We start from the raw sequence: 24308 nt of genomic DNA, 5'->3' as shown, positions 1-24308 counted from the left end.
GCCGACGTTTCGCATTGATCCGCTACGTCGGCGTTTATGGGTCCCCGCCTGCGCGGAGACGACGACGTACTATCGAGGATTCCATGGTCGACCTGTCGCGCCGTACGCTCCTGTCCACCGGGGCCGCCCTTGCCGGGGCGGCGGCGCTGCCCGCGTCGATCGCGCGGGCCGCCGCGATCGCGCCCGACCGGCGCACCGGCACGATTGCCGATGTCGCGCATGTCGTCATCCTCGCGCAGGAAAATCGCGGGTTCGACCATTATTTCGGGACGTTGAAGGGGGTTCGCGGATTCGGCGATCGCCTGCCCATCCCGACCCCGGCCGGCAATGTGTGGCAACAGGTCGACCGAACCGGCCCCGACGGCCCGCGCACCATCACCCCCTTCCACCTCGACACCCGCCGCCAGTTCGAACTGATGCGGATGGAGGGGACGCCGCATGCCTGGCCCGATGCGCAGCGCGCGTGGGACGAGGGCCGCATGGCGCATTGGCCCGAGGCCAAGCATCCGCGCGCGATGGGCCATTATGCCCGTGCCGATATCCCGTTCCAATTCGCGCTGGCCGAGGCGTTCACGCTCTGCGACGCCTATCACTGCGCGGTGCAGACCGGCACCAACACCAACCGCCTGTTCCTGTGGAGCGGCACCAACGATCCCGCCGGTACCCATGGCGGCCCCGCCATCGGCAATTCGCACGACGAGTTCGTCGAAAAGGGTGGCGCGCCCGATCCCTATCGCTGGACCACCACGGTCGAACGGTTGCAGGCGGCGGGGGTCGACTGGCGCATCTATCAGGACATGGACGACAATTTCACCGACAACCCGCTGGTCGGCTTCGCGGCGTTTCGCGATGCCCATGCCGGGCGCGGCGACCCTGCGCTGAAGGACCGGGCGCTGACCACGCGCGGGCCGGATCGGTTGAAGGCCGACGTGCTGGCCGGCCGCCTGCCGCAAGTGTCCTATGTCATCGCCACCGCCGCCGGTTCCGAACATCCGGGGCCCTCCAGCCCGGCGCAGGGCGCGGACTATATCGCGCAAGTGCTCGACGCGCTGACCGCCGATCCGAAGGTGTGGGCGCGCACCGTGCTGCTGGTGATGTTCGACGAGAATGACGGGTTCTTCGACCATATGCCGCCACCCGCCCCGCCGTCGCGGGGCAGCGATGGCGCGCTGCTGGGCGGGGCGACCGTCGACTTGGCCGGCGCCTGGCATGACGTGCCGAGCATCGGCGACAGGGATATCGACCGGCCCGAATATCGCGGTCGGCCCTATGGGTTGGGCCCGCGCGTGCCGCTCTACGCCATCTCGCCTTGGAGCCGGGGTGGCTGGGTCAATTCGCAGGTGTTCGACCATACATCGGTCATCCGCTTCCTCGAAACCCGCTTCGGCTTTCATGAGCCCAATATCGCACCGTGGCGGCGGGCGGTGTGCGGCGACCTGACCAGCGCGTTCGACTTCGCCGCCCGCGACGATGCGACGCCGCGCCTGCCCGATCCGGGCGAGGATGCCCGCCGTGCCGCCGCGCTGAAGGGGCAGGTCGATCCCCCCGCCCCGCCCGCCGCCGCGCCGTGGCAGGAAGCGGGCGTGCGCCGCTCGCGCCCGCTGCCCTATCGCCTCGAGGTGAGCGATCGTGTCGCGGCGGACGGCGTTACCCTGCGCTTTGCCGCCGAGGGCGCGGGCGCGGTATTCCACGTCTATGACCGCCACGCACTCGACCAGCCGCCGCGCCGCTATGTCGTCGGCGCGGGCGACCAGATCGAAGGGGCGTGGCGCTTCGACGCGAACGGCCGCTACGACCTGTGGGTGCTGGGGCCGAACGGCTTCCACCGCCATTTCGCAGGCACGCAGGGGGACGCCCTGCCCCCGGTCGCGGGAGCGGTCGGCGATGCCGGCCTGACGCTCACCCTTCCCACCGCCGGGTTTCGCCTGCGCCGCCTGACCCCCGGCGGCGGCGCGGCGGAGGAGGTGCTGGCCCCCGGTCGCCATCGCTGGTCGCTCGAACAGGCGCTCGGCTGGTACGACGTGACGCTGACCCATGGCGCGCACCCCGCCTATCGCCGCCGCCTTGCCGGCCGGCACGACCGCGCCGGCCGGGCGAGCGTCAGCGATCCCTTTGTCGAAAGCCTGTCGTGATGCCGCTGCCCCTGTTCGCCCTCATGCTCGCCACCGCCACGCCGTGGCCCGCCCCGGCGCAGGCCGAACTCGACCGCGCGGTCGCGGCGGCGCGGCCGGGCGACTATGCGGTGTTCGACGCCGACGGCACGCTGTGGAGCAGCGATATCGAGGAGGCGGGCATCGCGTTCTTCGAACAACGCGGCTGGTTGTCGATCGACCGCCTGCCCCCCGAACTGCGCCCGATCCCGGTGGCGGCGGGCGAGAGCCTGTACGGCTATTACCGCCGGCTGTGCGATTTCGATGCGAAGCTGTGCCTGCCATGGAGCGCGCAGGTCTTTGCCGGGCAGGATCTGGGTCTGCTGAAACAGCGGTTCGACGCACTGCTCGCGCACCGCGGCGGCATCCCGGTGCGCTATCTGCGGGATGGCAAGCCGATCGAGGAGCGGATCGAGGCCCCGCGCATCTATGCCGCGCAACGCGCGCTGGTCGCCGCGCTGACGGCAAAGGGCGTGGCGGTCTATATCGTCAGCGCGTCGCAGGAGGAGGTGGTGCGCATGGTCGCCTCCGACCCGCGCTATGGCCTGGCGATCCCGCCCGAACGGGTGATCGGCACGTCGATGCTGCTGCGCGACGGTACCGGCGCGATCTCCACCGCGCGCCGCGATATCGCGCAGGGGCTGGCGGCGGTGCCCGGTTACTGGTCCGCCCGTGGCGCGCTGACCCCCACCACGACGCTCTGGTCACCATCGCCGTGGCAGGAGGGCAAGGTCGCCGCGATCCTCGCCTGTATCGACCCGGTGCGCCGGCCGATGCTGGTCGCGGGCGACAGCGGCAGCGACTGGGCGATGCTGTTCCATTCGGGCGGGGTGCGGTTGTGGATGGATCACGACACACCCACCACCGCCCGCCTGCGCGCGACGCGCACCGCACGCGGCGGCGAAGCGGCGCAGCGCTGGATCGAGGTCGACCGGCGCGCGCTGGGCCCGGTCGACTGAGCTCAGACAGCAACCCGCCGGCGCAGCGCCACCACGATCCGGTCGAGGATGCCCAGCACCAGCAGCGACGCCCCGAACAGCGGCAACACCACGCCCGACACGACCAGCAGCGTGATCGCCCCGCGCAGTCGCGCCCCGCTGACCGGCGGCGGCGCGGCCAGCCGCCCCTTCGGTCGCCGACGCCACCACATCGTCACCCCGCTGACGACCAGCAGGACGATGGCGATGCACGGCAACAGCATCAGCAGCTGGTTGGGCAGCCCGAAATAGCGGCCCATATGGATCTGTACGCCCAGCTCCACCGCCTTCGCCCCGACGCCGTAGCGATCCCAGCCGTTGGTCCACAGCAGCCGCCCCGACCAGCGGTCGAACTGCAAGGTCCGCTGCCCCTCCGGCTGCCGGGGCGTGACCATCACGGTGTAGATGCCGGTCGGGCCGGCGGGCAGGTACAGCCGATAGCCGCCGATGATCCCCGCCGCCCGTGCCCTGGCGGCGATCGCATCGGTGCCGGTGATGGCGGCGGGATCGGCCATGGCGCTGTGGTGCGCGCCGCCGCCATGGTCAGCATGGGCCGGGTCGGATGCCGGCATCGGCGCCATCGCCTGGCTCCACGGCACATCGCCCAGCGTTGCCATCGGCGCGCTGTGCGGGGCTTCGTGGCCGAAGCGCGCGGCCTCGTTCCCGATACCCAGCGCGGTGAACGCACCGCGTACCAGCGGCCCCTCCACCACTGCCCAGGGCAGGCCGGTCAGCAGCAGGAACGCGATCAGTGCGACGCTCCACACGCCGGTCACCGCATGCAGGTCGCGCCAGAAGACGCGGCCCCTGGTCCGCAGGCGCGGCCACAGCACGCCCGCCAGCGACCGTCGCCCGCGCGGCCACCACAAAAACAGCCCCGACGCGATCAGCATCAGCGCCCAGCACGCCGCCAGCTCGACCACCGCATCGCCCCATGGGCCAAAGGTCAGCGACCCGTGCATCACATCGGCGAACCCGACCAGCGTGTGGGTGTAGACATAGCTGCCCAGCACCCGCGCCGATGCCGGATCGACCATCACCTGGCGCGGTTCGCCGCTGGCCGCATCGATCCACACCTTGGCCGGGCGGTCGGGCGCGTCGGGCAGGTCGATCCGCGTCGGGACGCCGGGCACCGCCCGCACCGCCGCCGCGATCATCCGCGACGGGGGTAGCGCGCGGGCGACCGGGGCCACGACCTGAAGGTCGGGCATCAGCGCATCGTTCAGCTCGTCCTTGAACAGATAGATCGCGCCGGTAATGCTCAGGATCAGCAGGAATGGTGCGACGATCAGCCCGGCATAGAAATGCCAGCGCCAGATCGTGCGATAGAGGCGCGCGTTGCTCATGACCGCGCTCCGAACCGATAGCCGACCCGCACCGACAGGGTGCGCGGATCGCCCGGATAGACGAAATTCGCGCCACCATTGGCGGTGTAATAGGTCGCGTCGCCGACATTGGTCAGCATCGCGTCGATCCGCACCGGCCCAACCTCGCTCCCCAGCCCCAGATCGAACAGCGTATAGCCATCGAGCGTCACCGCGCTGCCATTGACCAGCCGCCGCGCGCCGACATGATAGGCCCCGCCGCGCAGCTCTACCGGCCCCAGCGCCACGCGGGTCGATGCGGTGGCGCTATGCTCGGGCGTGTCGCCCAGCCGCGCATCCCGCATCGCCGCCGTCGTCGTGCGCGTCACCCGCCCGTCGAGATACGCATAGCCGCCCTGCAGCCACCAGCCATCGACCGGGGTCCATTCGCCCTCGACCTCGACGCCCTGCACCTGCAACTGCCCTTCCTGCACCTGGAAGTTCACATCGGCCGGATCGGTCACCGCCACGTCGTTGCGGCGGATGCGGAATGCGGACACGCTGGCGCGCAGCCGGTCGCGGGTCAGGCGCAGGCCCGCCTCGACCTGATCCGATGTTTCGGGGCGGAACGGCGATCCGTCGCGGCTGCGCGATCCGACGACCGCATCCACGTCGAACCCCTTGTTATAGCCCCCGAACAGCGACCATCCGCCGCCGATCCGCCATGTCGTGCCCAGCTGCCACGTGGTGTTCGCGATCGTATCGGCAACGCGCGTCGTACCCATCGGCGTCGTGCGCAAATTCTCGTAATAGAACATCGAATGCCGCACGCCTGCGACGACGTTCCATGCCTCGGTCAGTGCGATCTGGTCCTGCGCATAGGCCGCAAAGCCGTCGACCTTGCCCTGCGTGAAGAAGCTGAACGCCAGCCGGGGCTGCCGCGTGGCATAGCTATAGACCGGGTTCAGCGCATCGATCGGCGCGATATCGCCGGCGACGATATCGAACTGGCGAAAGGTCGGGCGCTCGGCGCTGTGTTCGATCCCGAACAACAGGCTGTGGTCGATGCCCAGCGTCGTGGCATGGCCGCTCAGGTCAAGCTGCCCAATCAGATAGCGATCCGCCTCGCGCCCACGCCGGCCGTTGCGCTGGATTCGCGTCGGCTGGCCGCTGACGGGGCCGAGCAGCCGCACCTGGTCGAGCGAGGTGCTGAACTCCGAATACTGAAACCGCGGGGTCAGCGACCACCCCGCCCCCATGTCGAACGCCACCCACGCCTGGATCAGCGGTGCGTCGGCGACCAGGTCAGTAAAGTTCGGCTCGCCCAGAAACACTGATCGCCGCACCGTCGCCACGCCATTGCCGCGCACTGTGCCGACCACCGGCAGCCCCGGATTGTTGGCGGTGGTGCGCCGGACATATTCGGCCACCAGATGCGCCGACACCGATGCGCTCGGCCGCCATGCCAGCGTCAGCGCGACATTCTCACGGTCGATGGTCTGGACATCGACGAAGGTGCCCGACCGCTCGATCTCCCCGGTCAGGCGGATGGCCAGCGTGTCGGTGACCGGGCTCGACAGGTCGATCGTCGCCATCTTCTGCCCGTACATGCCGCCGGTCAGCGCCACCGATCCTTGCGCGGCATCGGTCGGCTGCTTGGTGATGATCGACAGGATGCCCCCCACCCCCGACTGGCCATACAGCACGGCGGACGGCCCTTTCAGCACCTCGACCCGCGCGATGTTCGACAGGGCGGAGGCGTCGACATCCTCGTAATAGCGCTGGCGGATGCCGTTGCGCATCTGGTCGGCGACAAACCCGCGGATCTTCAGGCCGGAACTCTGGTAGCGCGACACGCGGCTGCCGCCGACATTGGCCGACGGCACCGCGCGCAACGCATCGCCGACGCTGCGTACCCCGCGCTCGATCAGCTCCTCCTCGTCCAGCAGCTGGATCGATTGCGGCACGCGGTCGATCGGAATGCCCGACTTCGCGCCAAAATCCCCCGCCTTGGTGCCGGTGACGACGATCGTGTCGTCGCGAACCGGTTCGCGCGCATCGTCGCGCCCCTGCGCCTGCGCCACCGGCGCAAGGCACAGCATGGCCGCCGACGCGGCCCATATGGATGACATGAAAACTACCCCTGAACGCTTCAGGCGGCGGGCCACGACCCACCGCCGCACGCCATCGCGTGCGAAATTACCGACGCGTCTGCCAGACGCATCGAACGGGATCAGGCGATAGCGGGTGGCCCGCGCAGCGGCGGGCGAAGCCTGACCGCCCGCCGTACCGGAAGCGCCGCGACAACGCGCACCCCCAGCGCCAGGACAAAGGCGATGGCGATCGCCAGCACCATCGGATCGGCCCCACCGAGCGACGGCGCGCTCAACCCCGAAAAGGCGCAAGGCTGCGGCTTGTTGTCGTGCTGGCCACCGTCCTTGGGGGCATGGCCGCCATGCTCGGCACCCATGGCCGCGCCATGGTCCATCCCGGCCATCGCCGGCGCGGCCATGACGGGGGGCACGGGGCCAAACCCCGAACACAGCGCAATAACCACGCGCCCCTCGACCAGCATCGGCATGAACCCCGCGGGCACCACCGCCTTCATCGCGAGCGCCACGACAATCACCAACGCCGCCAGTACGTTATGGGTCAGGAACAGGCGGCGAAGGCGGGACACCGCGCTGTAGTAGCGGAGCGGGTGGCGGTTGTCATGGTGGTTCCCCGCACCCCTTTGCCCCAACGGGCCGCACCACCCCCTTGCCCTGACACCGCCCAATCCCCAAAGCAGGCGGCATGGCACAGGAATCCCCACTCGACCGGTTTCGCGACGTCCTGCGCGGCACTTCGCGCGCGATTGCCGAGGAGCCGGAGGTGGAGCTGGGCTTCACCGCCGACGCGCCGGTCGCATCGGGCAAGCATATCAAGGTGCCGATGCCCGCCCGCGCACTGCCGGCGGACCAGGTGGCGGAGGCGCGCGGGCTGGCCGACGGCTTTGCGCTGAAGATGCGCTATCACGACACCGCGCTCCACGCCCGCGCGGCGCCGGGCGATGCCGTGGCGCGCGCGGTGTTCGATGCGGTCGAACAGGCGCGGGTCGATGCGGTCGGGTCGGCGGGCTATGACGGGATCGCCGACAATCTCGACCGCGCGCTCGACCTGCGGATGCGATCCGACCCGATCACGCGGGCGCGGACGCGGGCCGAAGTGCCGCTGTCGACCGCCGTGCAGCTGATGGTGCGCGAACGGCTGACCGGGCGGATGCCGCCTGCCGCCGCGATTCCCGCCATGGCGCTGATCACCGACTGGATCGAGGAGCGCGCGGGCACGCAGCTCGACAGCCTCGCCGCGCTGACGGACGATCAGGCGGCGTTCGGACGCGGCATCACCCGCATCCTGCAGGACCTCGAACTGGTCGAGGGCGAGGTCGAGCCGGAACAGGCCGATGACGGCGGCGACGATTCCGAAGGGGAGGATGAGGAAACCCCGCAGGACGACGGCGACGACGAAGGCGAACAACAGGGCGGCGAGGGTCAGGTCGAGGCACGCGGCGAGGATCGCAGCGACGACCAGGCCGAAGCCCGCTCCGACGACATGTCGGAAGACGTCGATGCCGAGGGCGACGACATGGCCGATGGCGAGGATGAGGGCGGCATGATGCCGGTGCGCCCCAACCGCCCCTTTGCCGACCTGAACGCGCAGTTCGACTATCGCGCCTTCACCACCAAATTCGACGAAGTGATCGCCGCGACCGAGCTGTGCGACGCCGACGAACTGGAGCGATTGCGCGCCTATCTCGACCAGCAGCTGGTGCAGTTGCAGGGCGTAGTGACGAAACTTGCCAACCGATTGCAGCGCCGGTTGATGGCACAGCAGTCGCGGTCGTGGGACTTCGACCAGGAAGAAGGGATGCTCGACGCCGCGCGGCTTGCGCGGGTGGTCATCAACCCGGCGCAGTCCCTGAGCTACAAGATCGAGCGCGATACCGAGTTTCGCGACACGGTGGTCACGCTGCTGATCGACAATTCGGGATCGATGCGCGGCCGCCCGATCGGCATCGCCGCGATCAGCGCCGACATCCTCGCCCGCACGCTCGAACGCGTCGGGGTGAAGGTCGAGATCCTCGGCTTCACCACCCGCGCATGGAAGGGCGGCCAAGCCCGCGAATCATGGCTGGCCGCCGGTCGCCCGCCCCAGCCCGGCCGCCTCAACGACCTGCGCCACATCGTCTACAAACAGGCCGACGAACCGTGGCGCCGCGCGAAGAAGTCGCTCGGGCTGATGATGCGCGAAGGGTTGCTCAAGGAGAATATCGATGGCGAGGCGCTGCTGTGGGCGCATGGCCGGCTGATCGCGCGGCCGGAGGATCGCAAGGTGCTGATGGTCATCTCGGACGGCGCGCCGGTCGATGACTCCACGCTGTCGGTCAATTCGGGCAGCTATCTGGAGCGACATCTGCGGCAGGTGATCGCCTATATCGAGGGCAAGTCGCCGGTCGAGCTGGTGGCGATCGGCATCGGCCACGACGTCACCCGCTGGTATGGGCGCGCCGTCACGATCATGGACGCCGAACAGCTGGCCGGCACGATGATCGAGCAGCTGGCGTCGCTGTTCGACACCCCGTGAAGCCGCTCGCGCCGCCGGGCGGCTTTCGCGGGCCGGTGAAGCGGTCGATCACCATCGCCGGCCACGCGACCTCGATCAGCCTAGAACCCGGCTTCTGGGCGGCGCTGGAGGATGCGGCGGCGCGGCGGTCGCTGCCGCTGTCGGCGCTGGTCGCGGCGATCGACGGGTTGCGGATCGAAGGCGACGATCCGCCGAACCTCGCCAGCGCGATCCGGTCGTGGCTGCTGGGCGAGGCGGGCAACGTCCGTCCGGTCCAACCCTGATACCCGCTTCGCCCCTACCGCGAAGGCAGGCGTGACGAAGGTCAAAGCGGGACCGTCACCCCTGATCGGCGATGTCGGGCAAGACCGGCGACACGGTGACCTCACCCCGATCCCCCGCACGATAGCCCAAACTGGCCCGCCCCTTCACCGGCCCGGCGACGTCGGCGACCAGATACAGCGGCCGCCGCTTCGATTCGACATACAGGCGACCCAGATATTCGCCGATCATGCCCAGCACGAACATCTGCACCGCGCCCAGGAATACGACGACCAGCATCGTCGACGTCCACCCCTGCACCGCGCTGCCCGAAATCCACCCGATCGCGATATAGGCGAACAGCAACAGCGACAGACCGGTCAGCACCAGCCCCATATGGCTGGCGAGGCGCAGCGGCGCAGTGGAAAAGCCGGTCACCGCGTCGAGGGCAAAGCGGATCATCTTGCCCAGCGGATATTTGCTCTCGCCCGCCAGCCGCTCGTCGCGGTCATAGGGGAACGGCACCTGCCGGAACCCGACCCACGCCACCATGCCGCGAATGAAGCGCGCCTGTTCGGGCAGCGAGAGGAACGCATCGAGCGCCCGCCGGCTCATCAACCGGAAATCGCCGGTGTCGAGCGGGATCGGCGTATCGGTCACCCGGTCGAGCACGCGGTAGAAGGCAGCGGCGGTCAGCTTCTTGAAAAACGTCTCGCCCTCGCGCTTGCGCCGCACTGCATATACGACATCGGCGCCCTCCGACTCCATCGTCGCGATCATGTCGGCCAGCAATTCGGGCGGGTCCTGCAGGTCGGCGTCGATGATGAGGATGCGTTCGCCCGCACACAGGTCGAGGCCCGCGGTCAGTGCCAGCTGATGCCCGTGGTTGCGCGACAGGTTGATCGCGACCAGCCGGGGATCGGCCGCCGCCAGCCGCTCCATGACGGCCCAGCTCTGGTCGCGCGACCCGTCGTTCACCAGCACGATTTCGTGATCGTCACCCACCACCGCGTGCGCCGCCGCCGAAATGCGGGCGTGCAGCACGTCGAGGCACGCGGCCTCGTTATAGCAAGGGACGACGATGGACAGCGCGGGACGGATCATGGGGCGTGGCGTTACCCCAAGCCGCGCGACAGGAAAAGCCGGATGGCGTGTTTCCGCGTCACCCGATAGGATCAACCATCCGCCCGAGGAGAAACGTCGATGCGTGCGATCCTGCTGATCCTGCCGCTGTTGCTGAGCGCACCCGCCGCCGCGCAAATCTGGGACGGGGGTCGCAGCGCCGTGCGCGAAATGCCCGCCCCGCGAGCCCCTGCGTTCGACAGTGGCGTCGGCGACGTCAACCGCGCGATCCGCGACGGGCGGCGGCGCGGCGATCTCAGCCGGTCGGAAGCGCGCGCGCTCTATGCGGAAAGCGTGATGGTCGAACGCCTCGCGCGGCAGGCACGCGGCGGCGGTCCCGCCTTTGCCGACACCGCCGCGATCGACCGGCGCGTCCGGGCGCTGCGCGAACAGGTCGCGGCAGCGCGCGCCCGGCCCCGCTGATCCCCGGCTTGCAATGTAGGATTTCGACCGCCAGCGTCCCCGCCCCCAGCAATGGAACGAGGAACGGGCGATGATCGAGGCGACGGTCGGTGAAGGCGGCGCGAACCGGGCGGACGATGTGCGCATGGTGCAGTGGCTGTTGCTGCGCGGCGGGATCGAGCCGGGCGGGATCGACGGCATCGCCGGCCCCCGCCTGATCGCGGCCATCCGCGTGGCGCAGGACCGCTTCGGCATCGCACCCGACGGCAGGATCGATCCCGGTGGCGCGACGCTCGCCCGGCTGCGCGCGGCCCCGGCGCGCTGGGACGGCGACAGCAGCAACTGGCCGCAGGAGCGCAAGCTCGCCAGCCTCCATCCCCGCTTCCGCCCGCGCGTTGTCGCGGTCATCGCCCGGCTGCGCGCCGAACGCTTTCGCCCGATGATCGTCTATGGCTGGCGATCGGTCGCGGTGCAGGACCGCCTGTTCCGCGCCGGCTCCAGCAAGGTTCGCTTCAGCTTCCACAATGCCCAGACCCCCGACGGCCTGCCCGCCGCCTGGGCCGCCGACCTGGTCGACGAACGCTGGTATTGGCGCGAACCCGACGCCCATATGTTCTTCCGCGCGCTGGGCAGGGTGGCGAAGGCCGAGGGGCTGGTGTGGGGCGGCGACTGGAAATTCCGCGACTGGGCGCATGTGCAGGGCCGCCCCGATGGCGACCTTGCCGCCGTCCGCCGGCAAAGCGGGGCGTGACGCCCGACCCGCCGATCCTGCGTCAGCCCGGCACGTCCCCCAGCTTCGCCAGCGCCCACGCCGCCGCCTCCGCCACCACCGGGTCGGCATCGCCGCACGCCGCACGCACCGGCGCCACCAGCGCCGCATCGCCGCTGTTTCCCGCCGCGATCAGCGCGTTGCGGACCATGCGGTTGCGTCCGATCCGCTTGATCGGCGATCCGCGGAACACCTCACGGAACGCGGCATCGTCCAGCGCGATCAGGTCGACCAGGCGCGGCGCGGCCAGTTCCGCCCGTGCCGCAAACGCCCGGTTCGCCGCCGCTGTTGCTGCAAACTTGTTCCACGGACACACCGCCAGGCAATCGTCGCAGCCATAGATGCGGTTGCCGATCCCTTCGCGCAGGTCGTGCGGGATGGGTCCTGCATGTTCGATCGTCAGGTAGGAGATGCAGCGCCGCGCATCCAGTCGATAGGGTGCCGGAAACGCATCCGTCGGGCACGCCCGCTGGCACGCATCGCACGACCCGCACGTATCCCGCCCGGCCCGGTCGGGCGCGAGGTCCAGCGTGGTGTAGATCGCGCCGAGGAACAGCCAGCTGCCATGATCCCGGCTGACCAGATTGGTATGCTTGCCCTGCCACCCCAGCCCCGCGGCTTCTGCCAGCGGCTTTTCCATTACCGGCGCGGTGTCGACGAATACCTTCAGGTCGCAGCCCGATTCCTGTGCCAACCAGCGGCCCAGCCGTTTCAGCGCCTTCTTGACCACGTCATGATAATCGCCACCCTGCGCATAGACCGAGATGCGCCCCCGGTCGCCCACCCCCGCCAGCGCCAGCGGATCGGCGGCGGGCGCATAACTCATGCCGAGCGCGATGACGGAACGCACCTCGCTCCACAATCCGGCGGGCGACCCGCGCTGCTCGGCGCGCTCCTCCATCCAGATCATCGACCCGTGCCGCCCCTCGTCCAGCCATTCGCGCAGCCGCGCGGCGGTGCGCGGCGCGGCATCGGCGCGGGCGATACCGCACGCAACGAAGCCGCATTCGGCCGCCTGCGTACGTATCCGCGCGACGATATCGGTCGGGATGGCCTTGTCTTGGATCACTTCCCCCCGCTACGCTTTTCCATGCGCACGCTAAAGAGCGTCGTTGAGGGGATCCAAGCGTTGCGTAACGATCATTCGGCCGGAAACGGCCTTGCCCTGCATGCGACCGGGCTGGTCAAGCGGTTCGGCGACCGGAGGGTGGTCGACGGCATCGACCTGTCGGTGCCGACCGGCGCGGTGTACGGCGTGCTCGGCCCCAACGGCGCGGGCAAGACGACGACACTGCGCATGCTGCTCAGCATCATCGAACCCGATGAAGGTAGTCGCTCGCTGCTCGGCCACGCGTCCCCGCGCAACGCATCGGATCGCGTCGGCTACCTGCCCGAGGAACGCGGCCTGTATCCCGGCATGAAGGCGCGCGAGGCGATCGCCTTCATGGGCGCGCTGCGCGGCCTCGACTGGTCGGTCGGGCGCAAGCGGGCGGCGGCGATGCTCGAACAGGCGGGCCTGGGCCACGCGATCGATTCCAAAATCCGCAAGCTGTCCAAGGGCATGGCACAGTTCGTCCAGCTGCTGGGCAGCGTCGTCCACCAGCCCGATTTCCTCGTCCTCGACGAACCCTTTTCCGGCCTCGATCCGGTCAACCAGGAACGGCTGGAGGCGCTGATCCGAGCCGAGCGCGACCGGGGGGCGACCATCCTGTTTTCGACGCACGTCATGGCCCATGCCGAACGGCTGTGCGACCGGCTGTGCGTCATCGCAGGCGGCCGTCGCCGGTTCGAAGGGACGGTGGACGATGCCCGCGCGCTGCTGCCGATGAAGGCGCACTATGTGCCGCACCACCCCGCCCCCGGCATCGCAGGCCTGCTGCCCGCCGATGCGCAGGAGGATCGCGGCGGCTGGCGCTTCACGCTGCCCGCCGACGGGATAGAGGGGACGCTGGTGCGGTTGATCGACGCGGGCTATGGTATTTCTGGGCTGTCGATCGAGCGGCCGGGGCTGCACGACGCCTTCGTCCGCATCGTCGGCGACGCCGCGCGGGAGGATGCGGCATGAGCGCGCCTGCCAAGCTGATCCGCCAGACGCTGACCATCGCCCGGCGCGATTTCACCGCGACGGTGATGACGCCGATGTTCCTGCTGTTCCTGCTCGCCCCGCTGCTCTTCATCGGCTTCGGCCTGATGGGCAGCCTGGGCGCGATGACCGTGGGTCAGGGCGCGGAGGGCAAGGAAAAGATCTACGCCATCGCCACGCTCGACGATGCCGCGCGGCTGCTGGCCGCCGATGCGCGGGTCCGGCCCGCCGTCGCGACCGATCGCGGCCTGCCGCCGCTCGCCACCATCGCGCCTGCCGCCGATCCCGCCGCACAGGCGCGCGCGTTGCTGTCGAACCCTGATATCGACGTGCCCTCGGTCCTCTACGGCCCGCTCGACCGGCCGCAACTGATCCATGCCAACCCCGCCTCGACCACCGTCAAATATCTGGCGGTGCTGGCCGAACAGGCGCAGCGCGACCGGCGCACGGGGCTGGGCGGTGCGCCGCTGTCGCGCCCGACCTTCACCCGCGTCGCGCGCGACAGCACGTCGCTGGGCGAAAAGAGCGCGGCGGGCACCTTTGCCGTCGTCACGCTGTTCGTCGTCACGCTGATGCTGGCGGGACAGGCGGTCGGCACCATGGCGGAAGAACGCTCGAACAAGGTGATCGAGGTGCTGGCCGCCGCCGTGCCGCTGGAATCGGTGTTCCTCGGCAAGCTGATCGGCATGTTCGGCGTAGCGATCCTGTTCCTCGCCTTCTGGGTGGCGGTCGGGGTCAATGTCGGCGCGCTGCTTCCGCCCGATCTTGCCCAAGGGCTGTCGGGCATCGCCCCCGCGATCGGCTTTCCGGGGTTCGCGCTGCTCTACATCCTGTATTTCACTTTGGCCTATATGCTGCTGGGGTCGGTATTCCTGACCGTCGGCGCACAGGCATCGACCCCGCGCGAAATCCAGATGCTGTCGCTGCCGATCACCATTTTCCAGATGGCGATGTTCGGTTTCGCGCTGGCCGCGATCGGCCGCCCCGACAGCTGGATCGCGACCGCCGCCGAACTGTTTCCGTTCAGCTCCCCCTTCGCCATGGCGGGCCGCGCCGCGACCAGCGCCGCGATCTGGCCGCACGTCGCGGCGCTCGCGTGGCAGCTGCTGTGGGTCGCGATCACCATCAGCGTCGGCGCACGGCTGTTCCGGCGCGGCGTGCTGCAATCGGCGGGGCCGAAGTGGAAGTGGTTCAGGCGGGGGTAGCGCGCCCATGCCACTGATCTTGCCCTGCGGCGTCGGCGGAGCTGGTCCTTTACCCGCCACTCCGGGCGTGACCCAGGGTACCGACTTCTTGGCGACTGACTCGTTCGTCCTGAGTAGCCACTGAGCTTGTCGAAGGGGATCAAAGGACCGTTTGGGGCGGGTACTTCGATACGGGTCTTCGACTTCACTCAGCACGAACGGGCAGGCTTCATATCATCATGCTCCAGCAACCGCCGACGAAATGCCACACCGTATCAAGTCCGGTGACGGTTATCGACGCGCTGGAGCCCCAAAGTCTACTTCGTCACCAGCGTCACGATCGACAGCCCCGGCGGCATCGGGATACGGCCCAGCAGATGCCGTTCCAGCCGGAAGATCGCCTCGAACGCGGTGTTGAGCGGCTTGGGCGGGGGCGAATCGTCGCTGTCGTCCTTGCCACGAATCTTGCCCGCGACCCGGGCCGCGACGGCGGCGGGAAACAGCAGCGAATTGAAATAGCGCAGGCCGTTATGTTTCAGGCCCGCGTCCGCAATCGCCTTGGCCAGCGTCGCCTTCGAATAGCGGCGGTGGTGGTGGTTCACGACGTCGTGCGCGCTCCACATCCACTGGTGCGCCGGAACCGTGACCAGAATCTTGCCACCCGGCGCCAGACGGTCGGCCATGCCGCGGAACGTCGCCACATCGTCCTCGATATGCTCGACCACATCCAGCACCGCGATCATGTCATACTGGCCAGTCACCCCGGCCAGCGTCGGCAGCGGGGCGGTACCGACCGGCTTGCCCAGCCGTTCGCTGGCGATCTCCCGCGCCGCCGGATCGATCTCGATCGCGTCGACTTCGCCGAACGCACCCAGCATCGGCAGGTTGTGCCCGGTGCCGCAGCCGATCTCGAGGATGCGCGCGCCGGGCTTCAATCCGGCATAGCGCTCGACATAATCGGCCAGGATCTCGCGGCGGGCACGATACCACCAATGCGTCGAGTCGTGTGCCGCCATGCGGTCGTAAACGATGCGGTCCATCTTATCTGAATACCCATGAACGATTGAGCGCGAAGGTGGCGAACGGCGTCACCAGCACGGCGGGGATCAGCGGCGTCCAGTCGGCCAGCCCGGCCAGATCGACCATGCCGTAGGTGAAGAGGCCGTTCAGCACCATGCCGAACCCCTGCACCACCAGGAACTTGATCGGCTGTTCAGCACCCCCGGTGCGCGTGCCGTGCCCCTGAAAGCTCCAGCGGCCATGCGCCACCCAGCCAAAGGCGGCGGCAACGACGAACGCGGGAATGACCGCGACAAAGGCATAGCCGGCGGGCAGGACATAATAGACCAGCGGCAGATATACCGCCGAATAAATCACCGTCGATAGCCCGCCGACGATGCCGAAGCGGATCAACTGCCCCAGCACCCCGTCCGCCATCAACCGTTCGATCCGCGCGATCACCCGCGTGCCACCCTTGTCCTTTGCGCGCCATCCGATACAGCGCGCGTGTTGCCACCATGGCAGGACAGCCGCCGTAGAATGCGTGGCGGCTTGGGGAAAGCGATTTTGACCGACACGCCCGCGCGCCGCAACGAACTCGACCGTCACTGGCGGCGCTGGCTATTGCTGGCGTGGATGGCGATCGCCGCCTGGTTCCTGTGGCAACGCTGGAATGCGGTCCACTGGCTGGCCCTGTCCGACACCGACGACAATATGCGGTTGATGCAGGTGCGGGCGTGGATGGGCGGCCAGGGCTGGTACGACCTGCGACAGTACCGGCTGAACCCGCCCGGCGGCCTCGACATCCATTGGTCGCGGCTGGTCGACCTGCCGATCGCCGGGCTGATCCTGCTGTTCAAGCCGTTTGCCGGCCCGGTCTGGGCCGAGAAGCTGGCGGTCGGCATCGCCCCGCTGCTGCCGATGGGGGTTGCGATGGCGGCGCTGGCGGTAACGGCGCGGCGGCTGGTCGCGCCGGTCGCGTGGCCGCTCGCGGTGCTGTTCCTGCTCGGATGTTCGTCGACGCTGCTGATGTTCATGCCCGAACGCATCGACCATCACGGGTGGCAGCTCGCCTGCCTCGCCTGGACCGTCGCCGGCCTCGCCGACCCCAAACAGGCGCGCGGCGGTTGGGTCGTCGGGCTGTCGTCGGCGCTGTCGCTCACCATCGGCCTCGAACTGCTCCCCTATTGCGCGATGGCCGGCGGCATCGTCGCCTTACGCTGGGTCTGGGACCGGGCGGAGGCGCGGCGGCTGACCGTCTATGGCGCGACGCTTGCGGGCACGAGCGCGATCGGCTTCGTCGCCTTTGCCTCCAATGCCAATTACGCCATGCGCTGCGACGCGCTGACCCCGGTATGGCTGTCGGCGGTGGTCGCGGGCGGCGCATTCCTGGTGCTGCTGGCGTGGATCAGCCCCAGGGCTTGGGGCGTGCGGCTGGTCCTGACGCTGATCGCCGGCGGCGTGCTGGCGGCGGCGTTCGCGACGTTGTTCCCGCAATGCCTCGGCCGGCCCGAAGGCGTGTCGGAGGAACTGGCGCGCACCTGGCTGAACAATGTGCGCGAGGCGAAACCGCTCTACACCATGCCTGGCCGCACGATCCTGCTGATCGTGACCGGCCCGATCATCGGCCTGATCGGGGCGATCTTCGCGACATGGCGCGCGCGCCGGTCGGCGAATTTCGTCGGCTGGGCGGTGACGACGCTGTTCACCGCGTTCGCGGTGGCGATGCTGTTCTGGCAAATCCGTTCGGGTCCCGCCGCACAGCTGCTGGCGATTCCCGGCACGGTCGCGCTCGCCTGGGTCGTCATCCCGTGGCTCCTGTCGCGCAAGAATGCTGCGGTGCGGGTGCTGGGCACGGCGGGGCTGGTCTCGCTGCTCCTGCTCGGCAACCTTGCTGTCGATCAGGTCGGCAAGCTCTTGTCGAAGCTGCCCGACCGCGGCCTTGCCGCCCATGTCCGCATCAAGCCGCAGGACGCCCGGACGAAGCAGGTGCTGCGCGCCGGTGCCCGCTGCGCCAGCCTGCCCGCGCTACAGGCGCTGAACCGCATTCCGGCGGCGGTGATGTTCACCCATGTCGACCTCGGCCCCCGCCTGATCGTCGCCACGCACCATGACGGCATCACCGGCCCGTACCACCGCAACGGCGACGCGATCCTCGACGTGCATCACGCGTTTCAGGGCGATCCGGAGAATTTCCGCACTATCGCCCGTCGGCACGGCGCGACTTATCTGCTGACCTGCCCCAACATGGCGGAAACGACGGTCTATCGCGCACGATCGCCCGGCGGATTCTACGACCAGCTGGCGCATGGCAAGGTGCCGGGCTGGCTGACGCCGGTGCCGCTGCCCAAGGGGTCGCCGTTGAAGCTTTGGCGGATCGACTATGCCGGGATGGCAGCGAACTAGGAGGCGGAGCTTCGGCACTCCTCTATCCCCGGCTTCCCAACCCACAACGCAAAACGCCCGCCCCCTTGGCAGGGGACGGGCGTTGCGACCAAAAGGCGGATCGCGTTTAGCGCGCCGCGACCAGCGCCGCGCTCGGCAGCGGCTTGGCGATGCGGAAGCGTACCGAGCGGCCACCGACGTCACCGGTCACGGTGCGGTCGCGCACGACCAGGCGGAACGGCTCCCCGGTCGACTTGACGGTGCCCGACAGCACGGTGTCACCCTTGTCGGTAACGGTGCGGTTGTAATCGAACTTGTACCCGTCACGCTCAATCTCGTTGGCCGAGGCGAGGGTCGGGATCAGCATGCCCGCAACGACAAGGGCAACGCGAAAGGCGGCGGCGGCGGCAAGGCTGCGCATGGGTCTGTCTCCGGTCGGTTGAGGTTCGACGCTCGGGCGTCGTTCGTTGACCGGAGAAGTGCGTTGTGCAGCGCAATATCGCAACTGCGCAGGTTTTCAGCGCAATTGCAGAAAACGAAATCGTTATTCGGGCAGGAAGCGATGCACCACGTCGCGTGCCAGCCGCGCAGGCCGCTTCGTGATTGCATCCAGCGAACACCAGGTGCTCTGCACTTCGGCCAGCACCTCTTCGCCCCGCTTGATGAGCGTCGAGAAATAGGCGCGCACACCCTCCACCCGTTCCGCCACGACCGTCGCGACGATCGGATCGTCGAGGAAGGCGGGCCGGCGATACGTGATCTCGTGCTTCAGCGCGACCCACAGGTGCTTGGCGACCGCATCGGCCGGGGCCACCCGCTCCCAATAGGCAACGACCGCGTCCTGCACCCATGACAGGTACACCGCATTGTTGACGTGCCCCATATGGTCGATGTCGCCGGGCACGACGGCGAGCGGATGCTGGTGAGCCATGGAAGGGGGATGGGGCTTGCTGACAGGGGAGTCAATGTGAGTCGCGGTGGGGCGAAGGCTTGGTCCGGTATGGCGCGTGCCCTCCACGCACACACCGTATCCCCGCGCAGGCGGGGATCCAGGGCGGCATACGCTATCGTCGGCCGGCTCGGCCCTGGATCCCCGCCTGCGCGGGGATACGGCGTTGTTGCGCCGCCGGCGTTACGCCTTACCGACCACGCTCTCCGGCAAATCCTTACCGAACACCCGCTGGTAATATTCCGCGACCAGCGCGCGCTCGGCCTCGTCGCACTTGTTCAGGAACGACAGGCGGAACGCAAAGCCGACATCGCCAAAGATCAGCGCATTCTGTGCCCAGGTGATGACGGTGCGGGGCGACATAACCGTCGAGATGTCGCCGTTGACGAACCCGCGGCGGGTCATGTCGGCGACGCGCACCATCTTCTCGACCGCTTCCTTGCCGCCCACCTTGTCATATTCGCCCGACTTGGCGAGCACGATCCGCGCCTCGGTCGCGGCGGGCAGGTAGTTCAGCGTGACGACGATGTTCCAGCGGTCCATCTGCCCCTGGTTGATCTGCTGCGTACCGTGATACAGCCCGCTCGTATCGCCCAGACCCACGGTATTGGCGGTCGCGAACAGCCGGAAATAGGGGTTCGGCCGGATCACGCGATTCTGGTCGAGCAGGGTCAGTTTACCCTCGGTTTCCAGCACGCGCTGGATCACGAACATCACGTCGGGGCGACCGGCGTCATATTCGTCGAACACCAGCGCGGTCGGCGTCTGCAACGCCCACGGCAACAGCCCTTCGCGGAACTCGGTGACCTGCTGCCCGTCCTTCAGCACGATCGCGTCGCGCCCGATCAGGTCGATCCGGCTGATATGCGCGTCGAGGTTGATGCGGATGCACGGCCAGTTGAGGCGCGCCGCGACCTGTTCGATATGGGTCGACTTGCCGGTGCCGTGATAGCCCTGCACCATCACCCGCCGGTTGTGGGCAAAGCCCGCCAGGATTGCCAGCGTCGTGTCCGGATCGAACACATAGGCCGGATCGGCATCGGGCACGCGTTCGTCGGCGACCGAGAAGGCGGGGACTTCCAGGTCGCTGTCGATGCCGAACATGTCCCGCACCTTCACCATCCGGTCGGGTGCGCTCAGGATCGTGGTCTCGGACGGCTGGGGCAGGGTATCGGTGGTCATGCGGGCCTTTCGCGTGGGCGCGAAGCAATGCGCCGCGGCGGTCTTTAGGACGAAGCGGGCCGCCTACTCAACCTTGCGCGGCAGTTGGAACAGCGTGACGAACCGTTCGGCGATGGCACGGTTCCCGGTCAGCGCGATTGCCCCTTCGTCCAGTGCGATGCCCAATGGCTTGCGCCCGAAGATTACCGGCAGGAACGCCCGCGGCGCCCCGGACAAGGTGGCGTCGACGTCCGCCGCCTCCCCGCGCACCACCGCCAGCGTCCCCGCCGCCAATGTCGCGACATAAGGGTCGTCGCCCAGCCGGAACGCGACTCGGGCGTGCGCCTCCCCTGCCCGCTCGGGCACCAGCAGCATCTTGAGCGACAGCATCAGCGACACCGCCGAAAACGGCAGCGTCGGGTCGTGCGTCGGCGCCCGGAGCGCCCATTTCGCCAGCGCGAGCACCACCGGCTCCGCCTCATGGCCCCAGCGGGTCAGCGCATAGACCTGCGCATTGGCGGGCGGCGGCAGGCGGTGGCGCTCGACGATCCCCGCCGCCTCCAGCCCGGTCAGCCGCTGCGTCAGGACGTTCGCACTGATCCCCGGCAATCCGCCGCGCAATTCGCCGAACCGGCGCGGCCCCAGCAACAGCTCGCGGATCAGCAGCAGCGCCCAGCGTTCGCCGACATATTCCATGCCCAGCGCCGCGCCACAGGCATCGTCGTAGCGCCGCTTTTCCAGTTTAGTTACTTTTTCTAACTCCATCGTTGCTTTTTCTAACCCCGACGCGCATCCAATACAAACAGTGATTCGCACGGGAACCGGGGAGAGGGCGCTATGCCGAGAATGATTTTCGTGAACCTGGCGGTCGCCGACGTGGCGGCGGCGACCGCATTCTACACCGCGCTCGGTTTCGACAAGAACGAGACATTCTCGAACGAGCGGGCGTCGGCGATGAACTGGTCCGACACGATCCACGTCATGCTGCTCGACCGCGATTTCTACGCGACCTTCACGCCCAAGCGGATCATCGATGCGAAGACCGAGAGCGGCGTACTGCTGGCGCTGTCGTTCGACGACCGGGCCGGCGTCGATGCCATCACCGATGCCGCACTGGCGGCGGGCGGGCGCGAACTGCACGACCCGCAAGACGAAGGGTATATGTACAGCCGCGCGTTCGAGGATCTCGACGGTCATGGCTGGGGCCCGTTCACCATGGACATGGCCGCGATGCAGGCGGCGCATGCGGGAGATGCGGCATGACCTATATCGATGGGTTCGTGACCCCGGTGCCACGGGGCAACCGCGCCGCCTATGAAGCGCATGTCGCAAAAGCGGCAGCGATCTTTGCCGATCTGGGCGCGACGCGGATGGTCGAATGCCGGGGCGACGACGTGCCGGTCGGTGAGCATACCGACTTCGCGCGATCGGTCGCGCTGGCGGACGACGAGGATGTGTTGTTCAGCTGGATCGAATATCCCGACCGGGCGACCCGCGACGCGGTGGGTGCGGCGATGATGGCCGATCCGCGCATGGCCGATCTCGGCATGCCGTTCGATGGCAAGCGGCTGATCTATGGCGGGTTCGACGGCGCGATGGTCGCCGGCGACGACGAGACGCCGGGCTATGTCGATGGCTGCCTAACCCCGGTCGCCGCTGCCGACCGCGACGCCTATCTCGCCTTCGCCGCCGACAGCGCCACCATCTTTCGTGACCATGGCGCGCTGCGCGTCGTGGAGGGGTGGGGCGACGACGTGCCCGCCGGCACCCACACCGATTACGCGCGGGCGGTTAATCTGCGCGACGGCGAGGTCGCCTGCTATTCGTGGATCGAATGGCCGTCGAAGGACGCCCGCGACGCCGGGTGGCAGGCGGTGATGGCCGATCCGCGCATGGCCGACCGCGCCATGCCCTTCGACGGCAGGCGCATGGTCTATGGCGGGTTCGTGCCGATCTTCGACCGCCGCTTCGGAGCAGAGGCATGAACCGGCAGGGCGATTTCATCTGGTACGAACTGCTGACCCGCGACCTCGACGCGGCGGCGGCCTTTTACGGCGACGTCATCGGCTGGACCGTGCAGGATTCGGGCATGCCGGGCATGGACTATCGCCTATTCGTCGCCCCCGACGGGGCGATGGTCGGCGGGCTGATGGCGATGCCGGAGGGAATGCCGGCGCCGACCTGGCTCGGCTATGTCGCGGTCGATGACGTCGATGCGACCGCCGCCGATTATATCGCGGCGGGCGGCACGCAGCATATGCCGCCGACGACCATGCCCGGCATCGGCCGCATGGCGATGCTGACCGATCCGCAGCACGCCGCACTCTACATCATGCGCAGCGAGAGCGCAGAGACCAGCACCGTCTTCCAGGCCGCCGATCAAGCCACACCCGGCCATTTCGTCTGGAACCAGCTGACCGCCGCCGACCCCGATGCCGCCATCGCCTTCTACGTCGATCGGTTCGGCTGGCGACAGGAAGGATCGATGCCGATGGGGGCATGGGGCGACTACAAGTTCCTGCTGAGCGGCGATGTCGCCATCGGCGCGGCGATGGGCATGGTGCCGGGCGGGGAAGCCGGTTGGCAATTCTATACCCATGTCGCCGATATCGACGCCGCCGCCACGCGGATCGTGGACGGGGGCGGTCAGGTGCTGCAGGGGCCCGACCAAATCCCCGGCGGCAGCTTTTCGGTCGTCGCCGTCGATCCTATGGGTGCCCGTTTCGGCCTGACAGGAGCGCGCGCATGACCCCCGAACACGAAATCGCCGTCGAACGGCGCATTCCCGCCCCCGTCGACACGGTGTGGCGCGCGTGGACCGAGCATCTGCCGAAATGGTGGGCGCCGCGTCCGTGGACGACCGAGTTGCTCGGCCTCGACCTGGTGCCCGGCGGCCGCTTCGCCACCACGATGCGCGGCCCCGGCGGCGAAGCGATGACCGGCGAGGGCGTGATCCTCGATGTGGCGGACCGCCAGCGGATCGTGTTCACCAACGCCTTCGCGCCTGGCTGGATACCGCAGCCGCAGCGGCTGGCCTTTGTCGGTGTCTTCACCTTCGATGCGGACGGCGACGGCGCGACGCTCTACCGCGCCGCCGCGCGCCACTGGGACGAAGAAACGGCGAAGATGCACGCCGAAATGGGATTTGAAGGCGGCTGGGCGATGGTCGCGCAGCAGCTGGAGGCGGTGGCGCTGGGGCTGGATTGAGCTGACTTCATCCCCGTCCGTTCGTGCTGAGTAGGGGCTGAGCGAAGTCGAAGACCCGTATCGAAGCACCGGTGGTAGTCCTTCGATACGCCCTTTCGACAAGCTCAATGGCTACTCAGGACGAACGGCTGGGGTCCCCTCAAGCAGATGCTTCCTCACGCAAACGCCGCCGCGCCCTTCAGCTGCTGATACGCCGCTATCACCTTCTGCAACGCCGCCTCATGGCTGCGATCCCCGCCATTGCGATCCGGATGGTACAGCCGTACCAGCTCCGAATAGCGTTTACGCAAGCCCGTCCGGTCGACATCGACCGCCAGCCCCATGACCTTCAGCGCCGACCGGTCCGCCGGGCTGAGTGGCCGCCCGTCCTGCCGCTCGGCCCGTGCCTCGCGTGCCGTGCGGAACTTCGCCCCGATCGCGTCCAGCGGATCGGCGAAGTCGGCCCAGGCCGGCCCCGGATCGGTCCCCGCCCGTGCAAAGGCGCGCGTCTCGCGCTCCCACCCGGCATAGGGCCGCTGGGCATCGTAGATTTCCTCCGCCGTCATGCCTGCGAAGTAGTTATACCCGGCGTTGAACGCGCGGATATGGTCGAGGCAGAACCAGCGGTAGGCGCTCGGCCGGTCGCCCCCCTGCGGCGCACCCTCCAGCGGCGGCGCACGGAATTCGCCCGATTCCGGACAGCCCGGCACTTCACAGGGGCGGCCATTCGCCTCCATCCGCCCATGAAACCGGGCATTGGGACGATCCTTG

At 68.6% G+C, this 24308-nt stretch carries 25 protein-coding genes; 13 read left to right on the top strand and 12 right to left on the bottom strand.

The annotated features are described in order from the left end of the window. Nucleotides 1–83: 83 nt before the first annotated feature. On the top strand, nucleotides 84–2132 hold the full coding sequence (locus tag ASE58_RS04485; protein WP_055818309.1) for a phosphocholine-specific phospholipase C: 2049 nt from the start codon (nucleotides 84–86) through the stop codon (nucleotides 2130–2132). Beyond that, complete coding sequence (locus tag ASE58_RS04480; protein ID WP_055818307.1) at nucleotides 2132–3109, top strand: haloacid dehalogenase-like hydrolase; 978 nt, start codon at nucleotides 2132–2134, stop codon at nucleotides 3107–3109. The genes ASE58_RS04485 and ASE58_RS04480 overlap by 1 nt, the downstream gene beginning before the upstream one ends. A 2-nt stretch (nucleotides 3110–3111) precedes the next feature. Here ASE58_RS04480 and ASE58_RS04475 read toward each other — a convergent pair whose 3' ends face one another. The 3 genes from ASE58_RS04475 to ASE58_RS04465 form a co-directional block, all read right to left on the bottom strand. Beyond that, on the bottom strand, nucleotides 3112–4473 hold the full coding sequence (locus ASE58_RS04475; protein ID WP_055818305.1) for a PepSY-associated TM helix domain-containing protein: 1362 nt from the start codon (nucleotides 4471–4473) through the stop codon (nucleotides 3112–3114). Then, nucleotides 4470–6563: a TonB-dependent receptor gene (locus ASE58_RS04470; protein ID WP_082467656.1), complete on the bottom strand. Its 2094-nt coding sequence runs from the start codon at nucleotides 6561–6563 to the stop codon at nucleotides 4470–4472. The genes ASE58_RS04475 and ASE58_RS04470 overlap by 4 nt, the downstream gene beginning before the upstream one ends. A gap of 101 nt (nucleotides 6564–6664) precedes the next feature. Then, entirely contained in the window at nucleotides 6665–7111 is a 447-nt protein-coding gene (locus ASE58_RS04465) for a hypothetical protein (protein WP_055818302.1), read from the bottom strand. Nucleotides 7112–7227: 116 nt separating this feature from the next. On the opposite strand from ASE58_RS04465, the gene cobT reads away from it, so the two are divergent. Beyond that, nucleotides 7228–9057 carry a cobaltochelatase subunit CobT gene (gene cobT / locus ASE58_RS04460; RefSeq protein ID WP_055818300.1) on the top strand — a complete coding sequence of 610 codons (1830 nt, stop codon included), beginning with the start codon at nucleotides 7228–7230 and terminating at the stop codon, nucleotides 9055–9057. Further along, entirely contained in the window at nucleotides 9054–9320 is a 267-nt protein-coding gene (locus tag ASE58_RS04455; RefSeq protein WP_055818298.1) for a ribbon-helix-helix domain-containing protein, read from the top strand. Before cobT ends, ASE58_RS04455 begins: the two co-directional genes overlap by 4 nt. A 55-nt stretch (nucleotides 9321–9375) precedes the next feature. On the opposite strand, the gene ASE58_RS04450 is transcribed toward ASE58_RS04455, so the two are convergent. Then, complete coding sequence (locus tag ASE58_RS04450; RefSeq protein ID WP_055758182.1) at nucleotides 9376–10401, bottom strand: glycosyltransferase family 2 protein; 1026 nt, start codon at nucleotides 10399–10401, stop codon at nucleotides 9376–9378. Between the two features lie 99 nt (nucleotides 10402–10500). On the opposite strand from ASE58_RS04450, the gene ASE58_RS04445 reads away from it, so the two are divergent. Together ASE58_RS04445 and ASE58_RS04440 are read left to right on the top strand one after the other, a co-directional pair. Beyond that, complete coding sequence (locus tag ASE58_RS04445) at nucleotides 10501–10842, top strand: hypothetical protein (protein ID WP_055818296.1); 342 nt, start codon at nucleotides 10501–10503, stop codon at nucleotides 10840–10842. Between the two features lie 70 nt (nucleotides 10843–10912). Beyond that, the gene (locus tag ASE58_RS04440; RefSeq protein ID WP_055818293.1) at nucleotides 10913–11572 is read left to right on the top strand and encodes a peptidoglycan-binding protein; all 660 of its coding nucleotides are present in this window, start codon (nucleotides 10913–10915) and stop codon (nucleotides 11570–11572) included. A gap of 22 nt (nucleotides 11573–11594) precedes the next feature. Here the strand turns inward: ASE58_RS04440 and queG are convergent, their stop codons facing one another. After that, nucleotides 11595–12659 (bottom strand): tRNA epoxyqueuosine(34) reductase QueG, encoded by a 1065-nt coding sequence (queG, locus tag ASE58_RS04435; protein ID WP_055818291.1) that lies wholly within the window; start codon nucleotides 12657–12659, stop codon nucleotides 11595–11597. A 60-nt stretch (nucleotides 12660–12719) separates the two neighbouring features. Between queG and ASE58_RS04430 the strand changes: the two genes are divergently transcribed. Both ASE58_RS04430 and ASE58_RS04425 read left to right on the top strand, forming a co-directional pair. Next, entirely contained in the window at nucleotides 12720–13655 is a 936-nt protein-coding gene (locus ASE58_RS04430) for an ABC transporter ATP-binding protein (RefSeq protein ID WP_055818289.1), read from the top strand. Further along, nucleotides 13652–14878 carry an ABC transporter permease gene (locus ASE58_RS04425; protein WP_055818287.1) on the top strand — a complete coding sequence of 409 codons (1227 nt, stop codon included), beginning with the start codon at nucleotides 13652–13654 and terminating at the stop codon, nucleotides 14876–14878. The genes ASE58_RS04430 and ASE58_RS04425 overlap by 4 nt, the downstream gene beginning before the upstream one ends. Before the next feature lie 296 nt (nucleotides 14879–15174). Here the strand turns inward: ASE58_RS04425 and ASE58_RS04420 are convergent, their stop codons facing one another. Together ASE58_RS04420 and ASE58_RS04415 are read right to left on the bottom strand one after the other, a co-directional pair. Further along, the gene (locus ASE58_RS04420) at nucleotides 15175–15897 is read right to left on the bottom strand and encodes a class I SAM-dependent methyltransferase (RefSeq protein WP_055818285.1); all 723 of its coding nucleotides are present in this window, start codon (nucleotides 15895–15897) and stop codon (nucleotides 15175–15177) included. A 1-nt stretch (nucleotide 15898) separates the two neighbouring features. Further along, nucleotides 15899–16318 carry a GtrA family protein gene (locus ASE58_RS04415; RefSeq protein ID WP_235513490.1) on the bottom strand — a complete coding sequence of 140 codons (420 nt, stop codon included), beginning with the start codon at nucleotides 16316–16318 and terminating at the stop codon, nucleotides 15899–15901. Between the two features lie 174 nt (nucleotides 16319–16492). On the opposite strand from ASE58_RS04415, the gene ASE58_RS04410 reads away from it, so the two are divergent. Further along, nucleotides 16493–18262: an AcrB/AcrD/AcrF family protein gene (locus ASE58_RS04410; RefSeq protein ID WP_235513534.1), complete on the top strand. Its 1770-nt coding sequence runs from the start codon at nucleotides 16493–16495 to the stop codon at nucleotides 18260–18262. Nucleotides 18263–18368: 106 nt separating this feature from the next. On the opposite strand, the gene ASE58_RS04405 is transcribed toward ASE58_RS04410, so the two are convergent. The 4 genes from ASE58_RS04405 to ASE58_RS04390 form a co-directional block, all read right to left on the bottom strand. Further along, nucleotides 18369–18662, bottom strand: coding sequence for a hypothetical protein (locus ASE58_RS04405; RefSeq protein WP_055758159.1), 294 nt, complete (start codon nucleotides 18660–18662; stop codon nucleotides 18369–18371). A gap of 123 nt (nucleotides 18663–18785) precedes the next feature. Next, complete coding sequence (locus ASE58_RS04400) at nucleotides 18786–19172, bottom strand: acyl-CoA thioesterase (protein ID WP_055818281.1); 387 nt, start codon at nucleotides 19170–19172, stop codon at nucleotides 18786–18788. A gap of 201 nt (nucleotides 19173–19373) precedes the next feature. Then, on the bottom strand, nucleotides 19374–20372 hold the full coding sequence (cobS, locus tag ASE58_RS04395) for a cobaltochelatase subunit CobS (RefSeq protein ID WP_055818279.1): 999 nt from the start codon (nucleotides 20370–20372) through the stop codon (nucleotides 19374–19376). Between the two features lie 63 nt (nucleotides 20373–20435). Continuing rightward, nucleotides 20436–21116, bottom strand: a complete 681-nt coding sequence (locus tag ASE58_RS04390) for a winged helix-turn-helix transcriptional regulator (protein ID WP_055818276.1) — start codon at nucleotides 21114–21116, stop codon at nucleotides 20436–20438. A gap of 72 nt (nucleotides 21117–21188) precedes the next feature. On the opposite strand from ASE58_RS04390, the gene ASE58_RS04385 reads away from it, so the two are divergent. From ASE58_RS04385 to ASE58_RS04370, 4 genes are read left to right on the top strand one after another with little or no spacing between them, the layout of a single operon-like run. Continuing rightward, nucleotides 21189–21614, top strand: a complete 426-nt coding sequence (locus tag ASE58_RS04385; RefSeq protein ID WP_055818274.1) for a VOC family protein — start codon at nucleotides 21189–21191, stop codon at nucleotides 21612–21614. Continuing rightward, nucleotides 21611–22336, top strand: a complete 726-nt coding sequence (locus tag ASE58_RS18535; RefSeq protein ID WP_082467652.1) for a DUF1428 domain-containing protein — start codon at nucleotides 21611–21613, stop codon at nucleotides 22334–22336. Before ASE58_RS04385 ends, ASE58_RS18535 begins: the two co-directional genes overlap by 4 nt. After that, on the top strand, nucleotides 22333–23100 hold the full coding sequence (locus ASE58_RS04375) for a VOC family protein (RefSeq protein WP_055818272.1): 768 nt from the start codon (nucleotides 22333–22335) through the stop codon (nucleotides 23098–23100). The genes ASE58_RS18535 and ASE58_RS04375 overlap by 4 nt, the downstream gene beginning before the upstream one ends. Next, a complete protein-coding gene (locus tag ASE58_RS04370; protein WP_055818270.1) occupies nucleotides 23097–23558 on the top strand; it encodes an SRPBCC domain-containing protein in 462 nt (153 codons plus the stop codon). The genes ASE58_RS04375 and ASE58_RS04370 overlap by 4 nt, the downstream gene beginning before the upstream one ends. A 155-nt stretch (nucleotides 23559–23713) precedes the next feature. Here the strand turns inward: ASE58_RS04370 and ASE58_RS04365 are convergent, their stop codons facing one another. Then, nucleotides 23714–24274 carry a J domain-containing protein gene (locus tag ASE58_RS04365; RefSeq protein ID WP_055818268.1) on the bottom strand — a complete coding sequence of 187 codons (561 nt, stop codon included), beginning with the start codon at nucleotides 24272–24274 and terminating at the stop codon, nucleotides 23714–23716. Nucleotides 24275–24308: the final 34 nt, after the last annotated feature.

This window comes from Sphingomonas sp. Leaf9 (assembly GCF_001421355.1).
In the GTDB taxonomy this organism is placed as follows: Bacteria; Pseudomonadota; Alphaproteobacteria; order Sphingomonadales; family Sphingomonadaceae; genus Sphingomonas.
Note: the sequence above shows the minus strand (reverse complement) of the source record. Positions and strands in the feature narration are given on the sequence as shown.